Source organism: Sanguibacter gelidistatuariae, assembly GCF_900096585.1.
Classification (GTDB): Bacteria; Actinomycetota; Actinomycetes; order Actinomycetales; family Cellulomonadaceae; genus Sanguibacter; species Sanguibacter gelidistatuariae.
Genome location: NZ_FMYH01000011.1, coordinates 1 through 15631 on the forward strand (window position 1 = coordinate 1; position 15631 = coordinate 15631).

General features: G+C 66.3%; 14 protein-coding genes. 12 read left to right on the forward strand and 2 right to left on the reverse strand.

What is annotated here, in order from left to right; translation table 11 throughout:
- The coding region (locus BLQ50_RS17370) for a transposase (protein WP_175559183.1) at window positions 1-272 on the reverse strand (272 nt) is incomplete at its 3' end.
- Between the two features lie 56 nt (window positions 273-328).
- Between BLQ50_RS17370 and BLQ50_RS17375 the strand changes: the two genes are divergently transcribed.
- The 12 genes from BLQ50_RS17375 (at window position 329) to BLQ50_RS18730 (ending at window position 14059) form a co-directional block, all read left to right on the forward strand.
- Window positions 329-1828 carry a Na+/H+ antiporter NhaA gene (locus BLQ50_RS17375; protein ID WP_281181338.1) on the forward strand — a complete coding sequence of 500 codons (1500 nt, stop codon included), beginning with the start codon at window positions 329-331 and terminating at the stop codon, window positions 1826-1828.
- A gap of 1135 nt (window positions 1829-2963) precedes the next feature.
- Complete coding sequence (locus BLQ50_RS17380; protein WP_093186541.1) at window positions 2964-4694, forward strand: FAD-binding protein; 1731 nt, start codon at window positions 2964-2966, stop codon at window positions 4692-4694.
- Window positions 4695-5037: 343 nt separating this feature from the next.
- The gene (locus tag BLQ50_RS17390) at window positions 5038-6819 is read left to right on the forward strand and encodes a molybdopterin-dependent oxidoreductase (protein ID WP_093186543.1); all 1782 of its coding nucleotides are present in this window, start codon (window positions 5038-5040) and stop codon (window positions 6817-6819) included.
- Between the two features lie 523 nt (window positions 6820-7342).
- Entirely contained in the window at window positions 7343-7978 is a 636-nt protein-coding gene (locus BLQ50_RS17400; protein WP_093186549.1) for a CDP-alcohol phosphatidyltransferase family protein, read from the forward strand.
- A complete protein-coding gene (locus BLQ50_RS17405) occupies window positions 7975-8898 on the forward strand; it encodes a phosphatidate cytidylyltransferase (RefSeq protein WP_093186552.1) in 924 nt (307 codons plus the stop codon). Before BLQ50_RS17400 ends, BLQ50_RS17405 begins: the two co-directional genes overlap by 4 nt.
- Window positions 8895-10100, forward strand: coding sequence for a lysophospholipid acyltransferase family protein (locus BLQ50_RS17410; protein ID WP_093186554.1), 1206 nt, complete (start codon window positions 8895-8897; stop codon window positions 10098-10100). The genes BLQ50_RS17405 and BLQ50_RS17410 overlap by 4 nt, the downstream gene beginning before the upstream one ends.
- A 51-nt stretch (window positions 10101-10151) precedes the next feature.
- Complete coding sequence (locus BLQ50_RS19245; protein WP_281181336.1) at window positions 10152-10286, forward strand: hypothetical protein; 135 nt, start codon at window positions 10152-10154, stop codon at window positions 10284-10286.
- Window positions 10287-10465: 179 nt separating this feature from the next.
- The gene (locus BLQ50_RS17415) at window positions 10466-11323 is read left to right on the forward strand and encodes a BUD32 family EKC/KEOPS complex subunit (RefSeq protein WP_245701346.1); all 858 of its coding nucleotides are present in this window, start codon (window positions 10466-10468) and stop codon (window positions 11321-11323) included.
- A gap of 248 nt (window positions 11324-11571) precedes the next feature.
- On the forward strand, window positions 11572-12147 hold the full coding sequence (locus BLQ50_RS17420) for a type IV toxin-antitoxin system AbiEi family antitoxin domain-containing protein (protein ID WP_093186559.1): 576 nt from the start codon (window positions 11572-11574) through the stop codon (window positions 12145-12147).
- Window positions 12144-13097: a nucleotidyl transferase AbiEii/AbiGii toxin family protein gene (locus BLQ50_RS17425; protein ID WP_217629204.1), complete on the forward strand. Its 954-nt coding sequence runs from the start codon at window positions 12144-12146 to the stop codon at window positions 13095-13097. Before BLQ50_RS17420 ends, BLQ50_RS17425 begins: the two co-directional genes overlap by 4 nt.
- 316 nt (window positions 13098-13413) lie before the next feature.
- Window positions 13414-13782: a hypothetical protein gene (locus BLQ50_RS17430; protein ID WP_245701347.1), complete on the forward strand. Its 369-nt coding sequence runs from the start codon at window positions 13414-13416 to the stop codon at window positions 13780-13782.
- Window positions 13783-13915: 133 nt separating this feature from the next.
- Window positions 13916-14059, forward strand: a complete 144-nt coding sequence (locus BLQ50_RS18730) for a hypothetical protein (protein WP_175559182.1) — start codon at window positions 13916-13918, stop codon at window positions 14057-14059.
- A gap of 468 nt (window positions 14060-14527) precedes the next feature.
- Here BLQ50_RS18730 and BLQ50_RS17435 read toward each other — a convergent pair whose 3' ends face one another.
- A complete protein-coding gene (locus BLQ50_RS17435; RefSeq protein ID WP_093186565.1) occupies window positions 14528-15541 on the reverse strand; it encodes a LacI family DNA-binding transcriptional regulator in 1014 nt (337 codons plus the stop codon).
- Window positions 15542-15631: the final 90 nt, after the last annotated feature.

Below are 15631 nucleotides of genomic sequence, written 5' to 3' on the forward strand. Positions count from 1 at the left end.
GTCGCAGCCTTCAAGATCGCCACGTCCTCACGCAGGCGCCGGTTCTCGGCCTTGAGGCGCTTGATCTCCTCCAGCTCATCGCTGGTCACCCCGGGACGCCCGCCGGCATCGACGTCCGCCTGGGCGACCCACCGGCGCACCGACTCCCGGCTCACCCCCAGCTGCTTGGCCACCGCGAACGAGGCCGCGGTCAAGTTCTGGTACTCCCCGCGATGCTCGGTGACCAACCTCACGGCACGGGCCTTCAGTTCTTCGTCGATCTTCTTGGGCATGGTGCTCATTCTCCTGGACTCAAACAGGAGCGGCATCAAACCTGGGGCGCTTCAGGATTGCCCCAGGAGGCGAGACCGCGCGTGGTTGGGGCATCGTGATCGGCACCGACACGGCATTCCTGTTGGGCGTCCTGGCGTTGGTCGGGCCCGCCGTCTCGACGCAACTGCGGGTCTTCCTCCTGAGCCTGACGGTCGTTGATGACATCGTGGCTGTAACGGTCATCGGCGTCGTGTACTCCGACTCCATCGATATCTCCGCGCTGATAGTTGCGGCGGTCGGGATCGCGGTGCTGGTGGTCTTGGGGCGGGCTGGCGTATGGCGGACGTGGCCGTATGTGCTCGTCACGATCATGGTGTGGGTGGCGACGGTCGCCTCCGGCATGCACGCCTCGATCGCTGGGATGATAGCCGGCCTGCTCATCCCTGCCTTCGCTCCCCGCCGGGAGGCGGTGGAGGGGGCAGCCACCCTGTTCCGGGCGTTTCGGCAGTCGCCGATGGCTGAGGTGGGACGGTCCGCGAAAGACGCGCTCGTCCGTGCGGTATCCGTGAATGAGCGGATACAGCTGGTGCTGCACCCCTGGGTCAGCTACGTGATCGTGCCGGTTTTTGCGCTGGCCAACGCGGGGGTCGACCTTCGCGGTGGAGTTCTCGCTGAAGCATTGGTTTCACCGATGACGTGGGCCGTGGTTGTGGGACTGGTGGGTGGCAAGTTCCTGGGCATCGGCCTTTTTTCCCTTGGCGGAGCCAAACTCGGCCTAGGCCGGCTTCCGCAGGGCGTCGGTCCGGGTCAGGTGTTGGCCGGCGGCGCCTTGTCCGGGATCGGGTTTACTGTGGCGCTGCTCATCATCGGTCTCGCCTTCGATTCGCCGGAACTCCAGGATCAGGCGACCGTCGGCGTCCTGCTGGCCCTCGTCATGGCTACCGCACTGGGTTGGTTGGTGTTCCGGTTGGCTGCGATCCTGCATGGTGAGACCTCGGCTGGACTGCCGAGGACCCTCGCCCGCCCCGTGGATCCGGATCGGGATCACCTGCGCGGCCCTGCCTCGGCGCCGTTGACGCTGGTGGAATTCGCGGACTTCGAGTGTCCCTTCTGTGCGCGCGCCACCGGGGTGACCAAGGAGGTGCGGGAGCACTTCGGTGAGGATTTGCGGTACGTCTTCCGTCACCTGCCGCTGCCCGATGTGCACCCGCATGCGGAGCTGGCCGCCGCGGGCGCGGAGGCCGCCGCCGCGCAGGGGCGGTTCTGGGAGATGCATGACCTGCTCTTCGCCCGTCAGGACCAGCTTGAGCTCGAGGACTTGGCTGGGTACGCCGGACGCCTGGGTCTCGACGTCGAAGAGTTCCTCCGCGACGTCGACGAACAGCGCCACGCCGCACGCATCAGGGAAGACGTGGCTGACGCCGAGGCCAGTGGTGCCCGCGGCACCCCGACCTTCTTTGTGGGCACGCAGCGCCACATCGGCGCCTACGATGCTCAGAGTCTTATCGCTGAGCTTGAGGCCGCCCGGCGCGGCGAGGCAGACCCACGGCGTGGAGGCAGAACGCCTCTACCTTGAGCGATGACTCCACCACAAGGTCGCATCGTCAAAGAAGGCGACACCAGAGCGGAGTGGGCGTCGAGATCTCTTCGAGTCAGACCCACCACGGTCACGATCTCGGCGGCCGCCGCGACGACCGCAAGGCGCCTCAAGCTCAATACGGGGATCTCGTAGTTCGCCAGTACCGGGCCGTTCGTGGACCCTCGACGATGTCGAGCAGATCCTCTGCGCACTCCACCGTTCCGGGTACATCACCAACGGACCAGCCGGCTGGCAGACGACCTACGGCGGGCGGCTGTAGCAACTGCGCTGGCCAGAGGATCGGCGAGTTTGATACCGAGCCACATCCTGAAGGTGGGACGTGACCGCGCCGACCTTGATAAGGGGCAAGCAGGTCGCCGGACGTCTCGCTGGCAGCTTCCCGGCGGCCCGGGCCCTACGCGTCAGGGTGGGGTGGCAAGAGACGTTGTTCCCCTGGCAGTGACCGGGGGGAAGCCGGCCCCCGAGCGGGACCTTGAGTACGCAGATGATGGAATCATTCGTGCCAAGGAGATGGATGACCGAACGAGCCTCACCTGAGGTGATGAACGGTCCAGAGCATGGTGCGGCGCGCGGGCGGCTCAGCGAGGAACCTCTCCGGTATCGCAAACCTCGCGTGAGGAGTGCAATGAAGTCAGCGGTCAAGGCCAGGGGTACCGCTTGGACAACGTCGATCCGGATGGGAGCGCGAGGTCGCCCATGAGACACGGACAGAGGTACGCAAGGTTCAAGGTCGTCGCGCTCGCGGCGACCTTGGCGTCGCTGCGAGCCGCGTGCGGGGGAGGAGCGGCATCGCCCACACCGACTGTGGGCACGACGACGTCGAGCTCACCTTCCGCACGACGACGTCGACGTCGGAACCAGCCACCCCACCTCTGGCGACACCGATCCACCGGTTGAGCCGACCCCGAGCGTTGACCCGGCGACCGTGCAGGCCACCGCGTCCAATCGTGCTGTAACCGCTCCCCAACCCTCGGATCTGCCACGAGGCACTTCTTCGACATCGGTGGCCCATTCATAAGGACGTTCCGTTCCGACCGTGAACCGATAGGCGCATCGCTGTCTAGCATTTGCTCCAGGACTGAAATGTCAGAAACGAATTGAAGGACAGGAAATGACCGAACGCATTATCTCTACTTCCGTTCTCGTCATTGGCACAGGCGGTGCGGGGCTGCGCGCGGCCATTGAACTCCGCCAGCAAGGGGTTGACGTGCTCGCGGTGGGCAAACGCCGCAAGCACGACGCCCACACCACTCTCGCCGCTGGCGGTATCAACGCCGCCCTCGGCACGATGGACCCGGAGGACTCCTGGCAGCAGCATGCCGCCGACACCATCAAGGAGTCGTACAATCTCGCAGACCCACGAATCGTCGAGATCATGGCGAAGAACGCACCGGAAGGCATCCGCGAGCTCGAAGCGTGGGGCATGCCATTCGCCCGTGAAGCGGACGGACGCATCTCCCAACGCTTCTTCGGCGCCCACAAGTATCGCCGAACCTGCTTCGTTGGCGACTACACGGGACTGGAGATACAACGCACACTGCTGCGACGGGCCGAGACGCTCGACGTTCCCATAATCGACACCGTCTACATCTCCCGCCTCCTGGTCGCAGACAACCATATTTTCGGCGCCTACGGGTTCGACATCGTCGACGGGTCGAGAGTCGTCATCCACGCCGATGCAGTCATCCTGGCCACCGGCGGCCACACCAGAATCTGGCGGCAGACAACATCCCGCCGGGACGAGAACACCGGAGATACCTTCCGTCTGGCCGCCCTTGCCGGAGCGCGGCTCAGGGATGTCGAACTGGTGCAGTTCCATCCGTCGGGAATCATGGAACCGGCGGACGCTGCCGGCCTGCTCATCTCCGAGGCGGCGCGCGGCGAAGGGGGCATTCTCCGTAACGCCTTGGGTGAGCGGTTCATGTCCCGCTACGATCCGGAACGGATGGAGCTTTCCACCCGCGACAGGGTCGCGCTGGCGATTTCGACCGAAATCAGCGAGGGCCGCGGCACACCGAGGGGCGGGGTGCTGCTGGATCTGACCCATCTCGACCGGGACGTCATCCTGACCCGGCTACCGCGCGTGTACCGCAACATGCTCGACCTCCAGATGCTCGACATCACGAAGGATCCGATCGAGATCGCACCGACGGCCCATTACTCGATGGGCGGCGTCTGGGTCCGGCCCGAAGACCACGGCACAGACGTGGCCGGGCTCTACGCGATCGGCGAGGCGAGTTCAGGAACCCACGGCGCCAACCGGCTCGGCGGCAATTCCCTCGCGGAACTGCTCGTTTATGGTCGCATCGTGGGACACGCTGCGGCGTCGTACTCCCGCGGCCTGGAAGCCCAGACCCGCAGTACCGAAGCCGTCGGCGAGGCGAAGGGAGAAATCGACACGCTTTTGGCCAGCCGCGGTTTCGACAACGTCCGCAGCATGCAGCGCGCCATCCGCGACCTCATGAGCGAACACGCCGGGGTCATCAGAAACGAGGAAGGGCTACAGAACGGCCTCGCCAAGCTCGACGCCGTCGAGGCACGGTTACCCGACCTCGCCGTGCACCCGGATATCGCCGGTTTCGACGACCTCGCCCACGCACTCGACCTGAAAGGCTCCCTGATAGCCGCCCGGGCGACCCTCGAATCCGCGCTGGCACGCCGGGAGACCCGCGGCGCCCACAACCGCTCCGACTACCTCAAGCTTGACCCGGCGCTGAAAGTGAACATGGTGTGGTCGCTGACCGACGGGCTCACCCAGGAGCCCGTGGCGGAGACGCCACCGGAGATCGAGCAACTGATGGTATCGACCGAGGAAAGCGTCGTGGGCAAGTTGGTTGAATAGCCGCCAACGCCCTCACGTGATGGCCTCGCTCCGCAACACGGCCCTCAGCATCCCGCATCTGGCCGGCTGGACCAGCATCGCCGCCGACCTACGCCACCACGCTCGCTACCCCGATAGAGCCATCAATTGCGTCTCGAACTGCTAAAACACGACCTTTCCGGGGACTCTGGGGTGAAGGTAGCGTCAGACATGTCGAGGTCTTCCAGATGGGCTGTGTAGGAACTCTCATCATCGGGAGACTTCGACCCCTATCCAGCGAACGACGCGCCGCCGCCTGCTCCACCCTCATGTGTGAAGTGCCGCTTTCCTCGCCCCGATTGATGCCGGGCGCTAGGCTTTGGGCATGGACTCTTCATCGAAGGACCATCATGTGCCGGCGCCGGACGTTGGGCCAGACGGAGCGAAGTTGAGTTTCCGGTCGGAACTCGACAGCACGCACTACACCGTCGTCGATGAGCATTGGGCCGGGGGAGTTCCCGCCCAATACGGTGTCGCACCACGCGTGCGGATCGGCCGGAGCAAGTGGTTCAACCTGCTGTGGCTGATTCCGATCGGCCTGCTCCTCCTGATCATCGGCATTGCCGTCGCCAAGGGAATCCGCGAGCTCCCAGCTGTCGCAGACTTCATACACCAGTATCCCGGCGAATCCGAACTGCCGGACAACGCACCGGTCGGCTTCCCCGCTTGGGTCGGCTGGCAGCACTTCCTCAACCTGTTCCTGATGATCTTCATCATCCGGTCCGGCGTCACGATCATCGCTGACCATCCCAGGTTCTACTGGACCAGGCACTCCACCCCAGGAAAAGACTGGTTCCGTATGCAGAAGCCGGTGCCGTCTGACCCGCTGTACACGGCGAAGCAGGACTCGATCACCCTGCCGGACGGTGTTGGGCTGCCTGGCCGCCGGCACTCCATCGGCCTCGCCCGATGGTGGCATCTCGGTGTCGATACACTCTGGCTGCTCAACGGGATCATCTTCTACATCCTGATTTTCACGACCGGCCAGTGGATGCGTCTGGTCCCGATGAGCTGGGACGTGATTCCGAACTCCATTTCGGTTGCGATCCAGTACCTCTCTTTGGACTGGCCGGTGGAGAACGGATGGGTCAACTACAACAGCTTGCAAGTCATCGCCTACTTCATCACCGTGTTCATCGCAGCGCCGGCGGCTCTGATAACCGGGCTGGGGATGTCCCCGGCACTGTCTACCCGGTTCCGCCGGATCAGTTCGGTGTTCAGCATCCAGCTCGCCCGGTCACTGCACTTCCTCGTGCTGTGCTGGTTCGTCATGTTCATCGTCATCCACGTGACCCTGGTGCTGACGACCGGAGCCCTTCGCAATCTGAACCACATGTATGCGGCGCGGGACGACGACTCGTGGGTGGGCTTCTCGATCTTCGCCGCCTCCATGGTCGTCGTCATCGTCGGCTGGGTAGCGGCCACCCCGTTCACGTACCGGCATCCGCGGGTAGTGCAGAAGGTCGGCTACGCGCTGATCGGCCCGGCGCAGCGACTGTTCGAACACCTCGACTCAAAGCCGGGCCAGTACTCCGAGAAGGATATCTCCCCCTACTTCTGGCACAACGGCAAGTACCCCGAAACTGAGGAGTACAAGCAACTCGAGGCAGGTAGCTTCGCCGACTACAAGCTCCGCATCAACGGCCTCGTCGAAAACCCGGTTGAACTGAGCCTGGAACAGTTGCGGGCGCTGCCGAATCATGAGCAGATCACCCAGCATTTCTGCATTCAGGGCTGGTCTGGTATCGCCAAATGGGGCGGAGTATCGATGCAATCGATCCTCGATGTCGTCAAACCCAGGCCGGAGGCCAAATGGGTGATCTTCTATTCATACGCCGTCGGGCCGGATGGCGGAATCTACTATGACGCGCAGCCGATTGAGCAAATGAGCTACGAGCTCACGATGCTCGCCTATGACATGAACGACGACACGCTGTCGTTCGGTCACGGCGCCCCGCTCCGCCTGCGCAACGAAGTCCAGCTCGGCTTCAAACTCGTCAAGTGGATCAAGGGAATCGAATTCGTCGAGCACTTCTCGGACGTTGGCGGGGGCCTGGGCGGGTATAACAATGACCATGAGTTCTTCGGCTATCGACAGTCCATCTAAGGCGTGGACGGTCCTGGACGCCAGGCGCCGACCACTATGCGACCTGGAGATCTCGGTCACGGGCCGGTGTAGTTTCCGATGCCTGTACTGCGCGCCCAAAGAACCGGCCAGCAGCAGGGGAATGACTCACCGTGTCAACACTGGTGTCGGTCGAGTCAAGAAGCAACCGGCCCGCGATCTGACGCAGGGTCCGTGACCGGCTCATCCGCCAGAACGCGGGCCTGCAGGACCTCGTCGCCGGCGATCTTGCCCACCTGCGGTCGGCTCCCGATCCGCCGCCGTCATCATCCTGCGTCTCACACACGTACCCCTCGCTGACCAGCACTGTTGCTACGAGGCTATGACACCAGGGTGGCCGTTTTCCGTTTTGGTCTTCGTATGGACCTACAAATGGGGTCACCGGCGACAATATGGGTCCGCCGTCGGCGGGTCGTGAGCGTCCGACGCCTCCCTATGAGGCAGACCGGCACGATTCTGTGGATCGTGGCGATGCGCCGGCCGTCGTTCCGGGTAGATTGCGCGAATGCGCGGTCTCTATGCACTCAAGCCCTGGTACACCCGCCGGTTGACCTCCATCATTCGCGTCGCGGTCGCACGGGGGCTCTCACCCGACGTGTTCACCGCGGTCGGTGCGGTCAGCGCGCTCGGCGCGGGCGTGGCCATCGCCTACGGCAACTGGATCCTCGCCCTCGTCCTGCTCGCCGGACGACTGGCCGGGGCCAACCTCGACGGCGCCGTCGCCCGTGCCCGGGGTGTGAGCCGGCCGTGGGGGTTTGTCCTCAACGAGCTCGGTGACCGGGCCGGCGATCTCGCCATGTTCGCCGGGCTGGTCGTGCTCGCGGAACGGACTTTGGATCTCGGTTGGGGAACCGGCTGGGCGACCGGGTGGGTGCTGATCGCCGCCGTGTGCGCCACCCTGCCGACCTTCACTTCCCTGTCCGGAGCCGGCGCCGGTGCACCACGGCTCAACGGCGGACCGTTCGGCAAGACCGAACGTTGCGCCGTCGTCGTCGTCGCGACCGCGGTGCCCGCCTGGATACCCGCGGTCAGCGCCTTGATCGTCGTCGGGTCGGTGGTGACCATGCTCGTGCGACTGCGCACGATCCACCGCCTGCTCGACGCCCCCGCCCCCGTCGCCCATCCCGCCGGGGACCGGTGAACTTCCTCGGGATCGACGCCGACCCTCTCGCCGACTGGTTCGGGCTGGACCGGTCCGGTTTCGTCATCAACATCCCCGTGGGGCCGTGGCACCTCGTGCTCGAGGGGCGGGCAGTCTTCTTCCTGCTCGTCTCGGTCGCCCTCATCGTCGTCGCCGCGGTCCCCGTCTTCCTCTCGGGGAAGCCCGAGCTCCGACGCCGCTGGACCACCTGGGCATGCATCCTGCCGATCATCGGCGTGCCCATCTGGCTCGGCCCCGGACCCACCGCCGCGCTCGTCGCCCTGATCGGACTCCAAGCGGTCCGGGAGTTCGCCAAGCTCGCCGCGCTCCCCAGGCCCGAGACGTGGATCCTGTTCGCGCTCGCCGTTGGATACCCGGTGGCCGCCTGGCTCGACCCGGGGCTGCTCGCCCTGGTCCCGCTGATCGCCCTGCTCTGCGCGGCACCGGCGCTCCTGAGCGCGGACTCCACGGACGGGGTCCGGCGCGGTGCGATCACGGCCTTCGGTTCCATCTGGATCTGCTGGTCGCTGTCCAACCTCGTCCTGGTGTGGGAGGACGCCTACCTCATCTGCTTCGCGGCGGCCGCCACCGACGTCGCCGCGTGGTGCGGGGGCAACGGGCTGCGCCGATTCGGCTGGGCCAGGCGACCGCTGTCCCCGCTGAGCCCGAGCAAGACCGTCGGCGGCGTCGTCGGCGCCCTCCTCGGAGCTGTAATTGTCCTTGTCCTGCTCGGCTCCCTGTCGGTCGGGCTCATCGTTGCTGTTGTTGTCGGAAGCGTAGGAGGTGACCTGTTGGAATCCATGGTCAAACGTCAAGCAGGCGTCAAGGACGCCGGGAGCTGGCTCCCCGGATTCGGTGGCATCCTCGACCGCGTCGACTCCCTGCTGCTCGTCCTGCCCCTCGCGGCGGTGCTCGCATGAGCGCGCGCCGCCGGGTGGGCATCCCGCGGGGACCGAATGTCGCCGGTGCGCTGCGCCGGGGAATGTGGCGTCAGCTGTTCACCGCGGTGGGCGGGTACCGGGTCCGGGGGAGCGCCCCGTACGAGGCCATGGTGATCGTCGCCAACCACTCCTCCCACGCGGACACCCCGGCCCTCATCGCCGCGTTCCCGTCACCGTACAAACCCGTTGTCGTCGCCGCCGACGACTACTGGTACTCCGACGTCTGGCACCGGGCGCTGCTGCGGATCGCGATCGGCGCGGTCCCGGTCAGCCGGTCCGGTGGTGCCTACGACGGCCTGGTCGACGGCGCACAACAAGTTCTCGGCACCGGGTCGAGCCTGCTCATCTTCCCCGAAGGTACCCGCAGCCTGGACGGTGAGCTCGGTGACTTCCACACCGGGGCGCTGCGGATCGCCAAGGAGTTCGACGTGCCGCTGCTCCCCGTCGCGCTCGTCGGCACGCAGGCTCTACTGCCCAAGAATGGGAAGTTCACAGCGGGCCCGATCGAGGTCCGGCTCGGCGAGCCGATCCAACCGGAAGACCTCACGGACGGTGACATGAGCCCCGTGATCGACCAGATCACCGACCTGCTCGCCCGCGGGGAGGCCAGCGCCGCCGACGACGCCGCGTGGATCGCCCTGCACCGCCTCATGGACTCCAAGGCCGGGATGGCCGCCGCAGCCGCATGGGGATTTGCCGAAGCGATCAGCTGGCCAGTGACCGCGGAGATGTTCCTTGCCGTGTTCGGCGCCGCACACCCACGTAAGGTGCTCCCCGCAGCGGGATGGCTCGCCGTCGGGTCGGTCGCCGGGGTCATCTTCACCGCTGTCTGCGCCCGCCACGACCGCACTCCGCCCGCGCCTCTGACGACGGCGGCGATGCGCACCACGGTGGCCGACCACATGACGGTCGGTGCCGCCGGGATCTGGCGGCAGGCGCTCAACGGCATCCCTGTCAAGCTCTACGCCGCAGAGGCGGGACGCCGGCATATCCCGATTGCCCCGCTCGCCGCGCACGCCATCGGTGCCCGGGGTGCCCGGGCGCTGGCCCTGGGGGCGGTCGTTGCCGTGGTCTCGCACAAGGCGCAGCCGTTGCTCAGGCGCGCCTACCGCTCCTACCTCGCCACCGCCGGTGTCGGGTACACGGCAGGGCTGTCGCTCGTCATTCGCCGATGGAGGTGACAGGCAGGCCCGGAAAGGTCGGTTGGTAGGACTGTGAACTGCAGGTTTGTGGTGGGTGACCGCACTGTCAATGCGCCCCAGGTCATGGTCATGCTCCGCAACACGGCCATCAGCATCCTGCGCCTGGCCGGCTGGACCAACATCACACCCACCCTGACCTGCTCACACAACGTTTCCGTGCCCTGATCCCCAGGGGCGGGCAGAATGGCGTGATGCTCAGCACCCGACGTGTCCGTCACGACCTCGTGTCAGCTTCGCTCGCCGCCTGCGACGACGACGAGCTGGAGGCATTCCTCCATGCTGGGCCTACCAGCGCTGTGGGCGTGGGCGGTGGCTCCTCAGTTCTTGACGTCGACGGCATCGCGGTGTTCGCCAAGCAGATTCCGATCACCGATCGGGAACTGGCGCACCCGCACAGCACAGCGAACATGTTCGGCCTGCCGGTCTCCTGCCAGTACGGCATGCACCGCCTTGCTGGCCCGGGCTTCGGCGCGTGGCGAGAGTTGGCCGCGAACATCACCGTCAGCGATGGAGTCATCGGCGGTGAGTCCGAGTCCTTCGCCCTGCTGCATCACTGGCGGGTGCTACCGGGCCGCGCACCCGTCGCGGCCGAACACCGGGACATCGAGGCGGTCGTAGAGCAGTTCGGAGGCGACCCGGCGGTGCGGACCCGCTTCGAGGAACTGGCCGGCGCACGTTCCAGCCTTGTGCTCTTTCTTGAGCACATACCCGACCCACTGGTCGACAGGTTGGACGACCCGATGGGCAGCGCCGAGACGTTCGAGCAGCAGCTCTTCGAAGCCGTGGCGTTCCTGCGTCGCCGAGAGGTGCTGCACATGGACGGACACTTCGGCAACATGCGGGCCGACGGTGACCAGATCTACCTCGTCGACTTCGGGCTGGCCACATCGCCTCGGTTCGACCTGTCTGACGCCGAGCGGGACTTCGTCGCGCACCACGTCAACCACGATGCCGACTATGCGGCGATGCGACTGGTCAACTGGCTGGTCACCACGGCGTGTGAGGTGCCGCTGCTAGCCAGCGATGGTCTTGCTGCACGCAATGCCTACGTGCGCCGGTGCGCGCGGGGTGACATCCCGCAGGACGTGCCAGCGGCAGTGGCGGGCGTCCTTGCCCGGCGCGCTCCCGCTGCAGCCCGGATGAACGACTTCTGCTGGCGCCTGTTCGACGGCGACCTACACGCAACGTATCCCGGGCTGTAGCCGGGCTGCGGCCACGATAGGGCGACAGGAGCAGCGAGTTGATCTCGAAGGTGCGGCGAGGTGGGGCCCAGGGCTGACGCTGGATCGGCGGCGCCGACGGAACGATCTCGATTGGCAGTCAGGGTGGCACCAGCCTCGCCGCAGTCAACCAGGAACCTGCCGGGGGAGGGGGACGTCACCGAGCGGCCTGGTCTTCCCTAGCGCATACACGTATGCTGAATGTGTAGTCGTTTAGAAGGGGGGAAGTGATGGTGACTCGTCTCGCACCGGTGTTTACCCTTGATGATGCCCGAGCGGCTGGTCTGCGCAAGGATCAGGTCTACGGGATGCTCGCAGACGGTGAGATTGAACGCGCAGGACGTGGTGTGTACCTGCGCCCCGACGCGATCGACCCGGCGTTCGTCTCGCTCGCTGCTGCGACGGCGGTGCGTGGTGAGGCGACGATGTGTTTGACGAGCGCGCTGGTGCACCATGACCTGAGCGACGCGATCGTGTTCGGCGCCGATATCGCGCTCCCGCGTGGCACGCGTCACCCGGCGGGGTTCGCGCACGTGGCCTGGCACAGCTTCGCACCTGCGACGTTCCTGGTCGGGCGAGAGTCCCTCGAGCTCGCCGGCGGTGTGGTGGTCGCGGTGTACTCGGCTGAGCGCACCATCGTGGACTGCTTTCGTCTCATGCACCGCGAGGGCAGCGATGTCGCCTATGAGGCGTTGCGTCATTGGATACGTCGCCGGGGGAGCTCGCCGTCGACCCTGCTGAAGGTGGCTGCGTCCTTTCCCAAGGCCCAGCCGCTTCTGCGTCAGGCGCTGGAGGTTCTGCTATGACGCCGCCAGTGTCGACGCGGGACACTCCTGCCGGGCGGGCTTACAACGATCTGCGTAGTCTCGCCCGCCGGGAGGGGCGCGACCAGGGTGAGTACATCACCTTGTATGTGCTCGAAGGATTCCTGATCCGCCTCGCCACCTCCGAGCACGCTGAGGATTTTGTGCTCAAAGGTGGTGTGCTCATGGCAGCGTTTGCCGCGAGGCGGCCGACTCGTGACATCGACCTCGCGGCGACCGGCATCGCCAACGACGTTGGTGAGGTCGAGCAGTTTGTCCGCAGGATTGTCGACCGCGATGTGGGCGATGGGCTGGTGCTCGATTCTGCCTCTGTGGCCGGTGAGCCCATCCGCGACACGGCGGACTACGCCGGTGTCCGCGTCAAGGTCACCGCCCGGCTTGGGACAGGCCTGGTGGCGTTGCACGTTGATGTGAACTTCGGCGACCCGATCTGGCCGGCGCCCACCGAAGCGATCCTGCCGTTGCTGCTGGGAGCGACGCTCGCCCTTCGCGGGTACCCCGACCACATGGTGCTTGCCGAGAAGATCGTCACCGCCATTGATCGCGGGGAACAGAACACCCGCTGGCGCGACTTCGTCGACATCGCCGCGATTGCCGCCACCCGTCGAATTCGATACGCGGATCTGCGCCCCGCGATTGACGCGGTCGCCAGTACCGCGAGGTTGAGATTGAGCAGCTCGGCCCGTTTCTGGCCGCGATGCCGGACCTTGCCCAGCGCAATGGGTCGCCTGGCGGCGAAAGCAACGCCTGGAGGCGACGACGCTGGAACGCTTCGGCGATCTTCTGAGCGCATGCCTCACGTTCGCCGGGCCGGTCCTCGATGGCAGTGCCGAAGGACTCACCTGGGACGTAACGAGCCAGGCGTGGAGCGACGATCGCGGTCGCATCGCTTGACGCCGCCGTCATGCTGCCGTGAGCTCAGGGAGCGCTGACGAGGCAGGCGCGCCGTCGTGGACGGCGCCGAATTCATACCAGAAGGTATGCCAGCGGTTGGGACATCGATCGTGGTCTTCGTTGACGAGTGGGCGGCGCCGGTGGCATGCGCAGATCAACGCTGGCGCTCGGGGTCATAGCGCACCGGCACCATGGCCCTCAGCCCGACCAGCGCTCGGCGACGTCCGCCCTCGCAGTGGTAGCAGAAGTGGTAATAGGGGTGTGATCTACAGTGGAACTGCGGGGCTTGCGGTCATGCACCCTGGGACGCGCAGGTCGACCTTGACCTGCTGGTGAGGGAGAAGACCTATGTCGATGGACGCGGCAATCGAAGCCCACGCGCGCACGACGCGCCTGGATGATCACGAGGTCGCACGCAGACTGGTCAACCACCTGGGCGCTACGGCTGTCGCGGTCCTGGCGGGTTCGAAGGACGCCAAGGCGCCGTACCGGTGGATGAAGGCCACCACCCCGACGGCGTCGGCCTCTGAACGGTTGCGCGCGGCGCATCGGGTGTGGCAGATGCTGGCGGACGGCGAGAACGAACGCACCGCCCGAGCGTGGTTCGTCGGCAGCAACCCAGTCCTCGGCGAACAGTCCCCGCTGCTCGTCTTGCGAGAAGGACGATGCGACGAGGTGCTCAAGGCAGCGACCGCGTTCCTCGACGGAACCTGGAGCGCCTGACCCTTGCACGATTGCCCACCACACGCGTGATTGCTCAGATCACGGTGGACGGGTGGAAGCATTCCTCCCAGGGGTAGCGTTGAGCGGCAAGAAGCCCGAGATCGGATAGGTGGCGAGAGTCGTGGAGCGGCGCGTGGTGAACAAGGAGGCCGTGAAGCTGTCCGCCATCCGGTCGACCAAGACGTCGGCGCAACTCGAAGGTCGTATCGTGCCTGTTGGCTTCGTGCGCTCGGAGCGGGTTGAGCGATTCTTGGCCGGGCGTCGCCAGCGGGGCTGATGACGCCGGTGCCAGGCCGTGGCTCGGCGGCTACTTGGACGCTGTGCTCTCATATCCGCGAAGTTGCCGACCGCCCTGCCCGACGGTGCCGGCGGAGAGCGTCTGGAACGTGCCGGTGGTGTTGTCGGCGTGCATGAGGAGCAGGTCGGTGGCCCCGCGAACGGAATGCGGCGATCGAGGCGCGGGCCTGGGGGAGGGTGTCGAAGGGCGCGACGGCGAGGGAGGTGGTGGCGCGGGTGAGGTGGACGGCGGCGGTGTTCATGAGGTCGCCGACGGTGGGGTGGCTGTTCATCGCGTCGAACCGCGTCCCAGGTAGTGCCCCGGGCCCAAGCCCGGCGCAGTGTTGAGCGCTGGGCGATCTGCAGCCCGCGGGCGGTGGCAGCGGTGGCGATCATGTGGCAGAGGAGCGCTCGGCTGATTCCAAGGTGGCGCGCGGCTTCCGGGACAACACCGTGGGGAAGGCCTCGATCAGGTGCTCTCCCGCTTGATGACCTCCGGCGTCAGCAGCACCGTCCGGGGCGGCCCGCCCGCGACCATCTCGGCGGCGAGCGAGACGGCGATCTCCCCCTGCTGCCTGAAGTGCTGGTGGACCGTGGTGAGCTGGGGGGTCGACCGGGCCGCGACCGGGTGGTCGTCGAATCCGATCACGAGGACATCCTCGGGCACACGCACCTTGTGCTCACGCAGCGCCTGCAGCACACCCACGGCGATGCGGTCGTTGCCGCAGGCCACGGCGTCGAAACTAACACCGGATGTGGCGAGTTCGACGCCTGCGCTGTACCCGGCGGGCGTGTCCCAGTCGACGAAGGAGACGTGGGGAAGGAGGCGGTCGGCGAGCACCCGGCGGAGCCCTTCGACGCGGTCCGGGGTCGCGGGGTTGTCGGCGGGGCCCATGATCGCGGCGATGCGGGTAGCACCGCGCGCCAGCAGGTGCTCGGCTGCCAGGCTCGACCCAAGGACGTCGTCGGAGTACACCGAGGAGAAGATGCCTTCGTAGCGGCGCCCGTCGAGCTGGCCGCAGAGCACGACGGGGATGTGAGCGGCCTGGAGCTCATCGAGCATCCCGTCGTCGACGTAGGGGGAGATGTGGATGACGGCGTCGATCGTTCCCCGCTTGAACATCCGCAGTCCCTTAGCGCGCTCTTGGCTCGTCGCCATCGTAAACAGGACGGGCGCCACGGAGGTGGCGGCGAGCCCGTCGGTGATGCCCTTGAGCACGGAGGCGTAGGTGGGGTCGGTGAGGAGCTCGTCGATCGGTTCGGTGAGGACGACGGCGTAGGCCTCGGCGGTCCCGGTCGCGAGCTGGCGAGCTGAGGCTGAGGCGGTGAAGCCGGTCTCGGCGATGGCGCGGCGCACGGCCTGTTCTCGCTCGGCGGTGACGGTGGTGGCTCCATTGAGGACGCGGGAGACCGTCATGTGCGAGACGCCCGCGTGAGCGGCCACATCCCGGATCGTCACCTTCTTGGGGCGGGCGACCGCCATGGCGTCACTCCTTGGTCGTCACCCGGTCGGGTGCGGGGCATCTGTGCGGACGGTGTGAGTCTAATCGGTTGGTGGCTTCGCCTGCGCCCT

Coding starts and splice junctions, on each gene's coding strand:
- BLQ50_RS17425 (WP_217629204.1), top strand. CDS start 12,144: ATGACGCCGCCAGTGTCGACGCGGGACACTCCTGCCGGGCGGGCTTAC.
- BLQ50_RS17380 (WP_093186541.1), top strand. CDS start 2,964: ATGACCGAACGCATTATCTCTACTTCCGTTCTCGTCATTGGCACAGGC.
- BLQ50_RS17430 (WP_245701347.1), top strand. CDS start 13,414: ATGGACGCGGCAATCGAAGCCCACGCGCGCACGACGCGCCTGGATGAT.
- BLQ50_RS17420 (WP_093186559.1), top strand. CDS start 11,572: ATGGTGACTCGTCTCGCACCGGTGTTTACCCTTGATGATGCCCGAGCG.
- BLQ50_RS17400 (WP_093186549.1), top strand. CDS start 7,343: ATGCGCGGTCTCTATGCACTCAAGCCCTGGTACACCCGCCGGTTGACC.
- BLQ50_RS17390 (WP_093186543.1), top strand. CDS start 5,038: ATGGACTCTTCATCGAAGGACCATCATGTGCCGGCGCCGGACGTTGGG.
- BLQ50_RS17410 (WP_093186554.1), top strand. CDS start 8,895: ATGAGCGCGCGCCGCCGGGTGGGCATCCCGCGGGGACCGAATGTCGCC.
- BLQ50_RS17435 (WP_093186565.1), bottom strand. CDS start 15,541: ATGGCGGTCGCCCGCCCCAAGAAGGTGACGATCCGGGATGTGGCCGCT.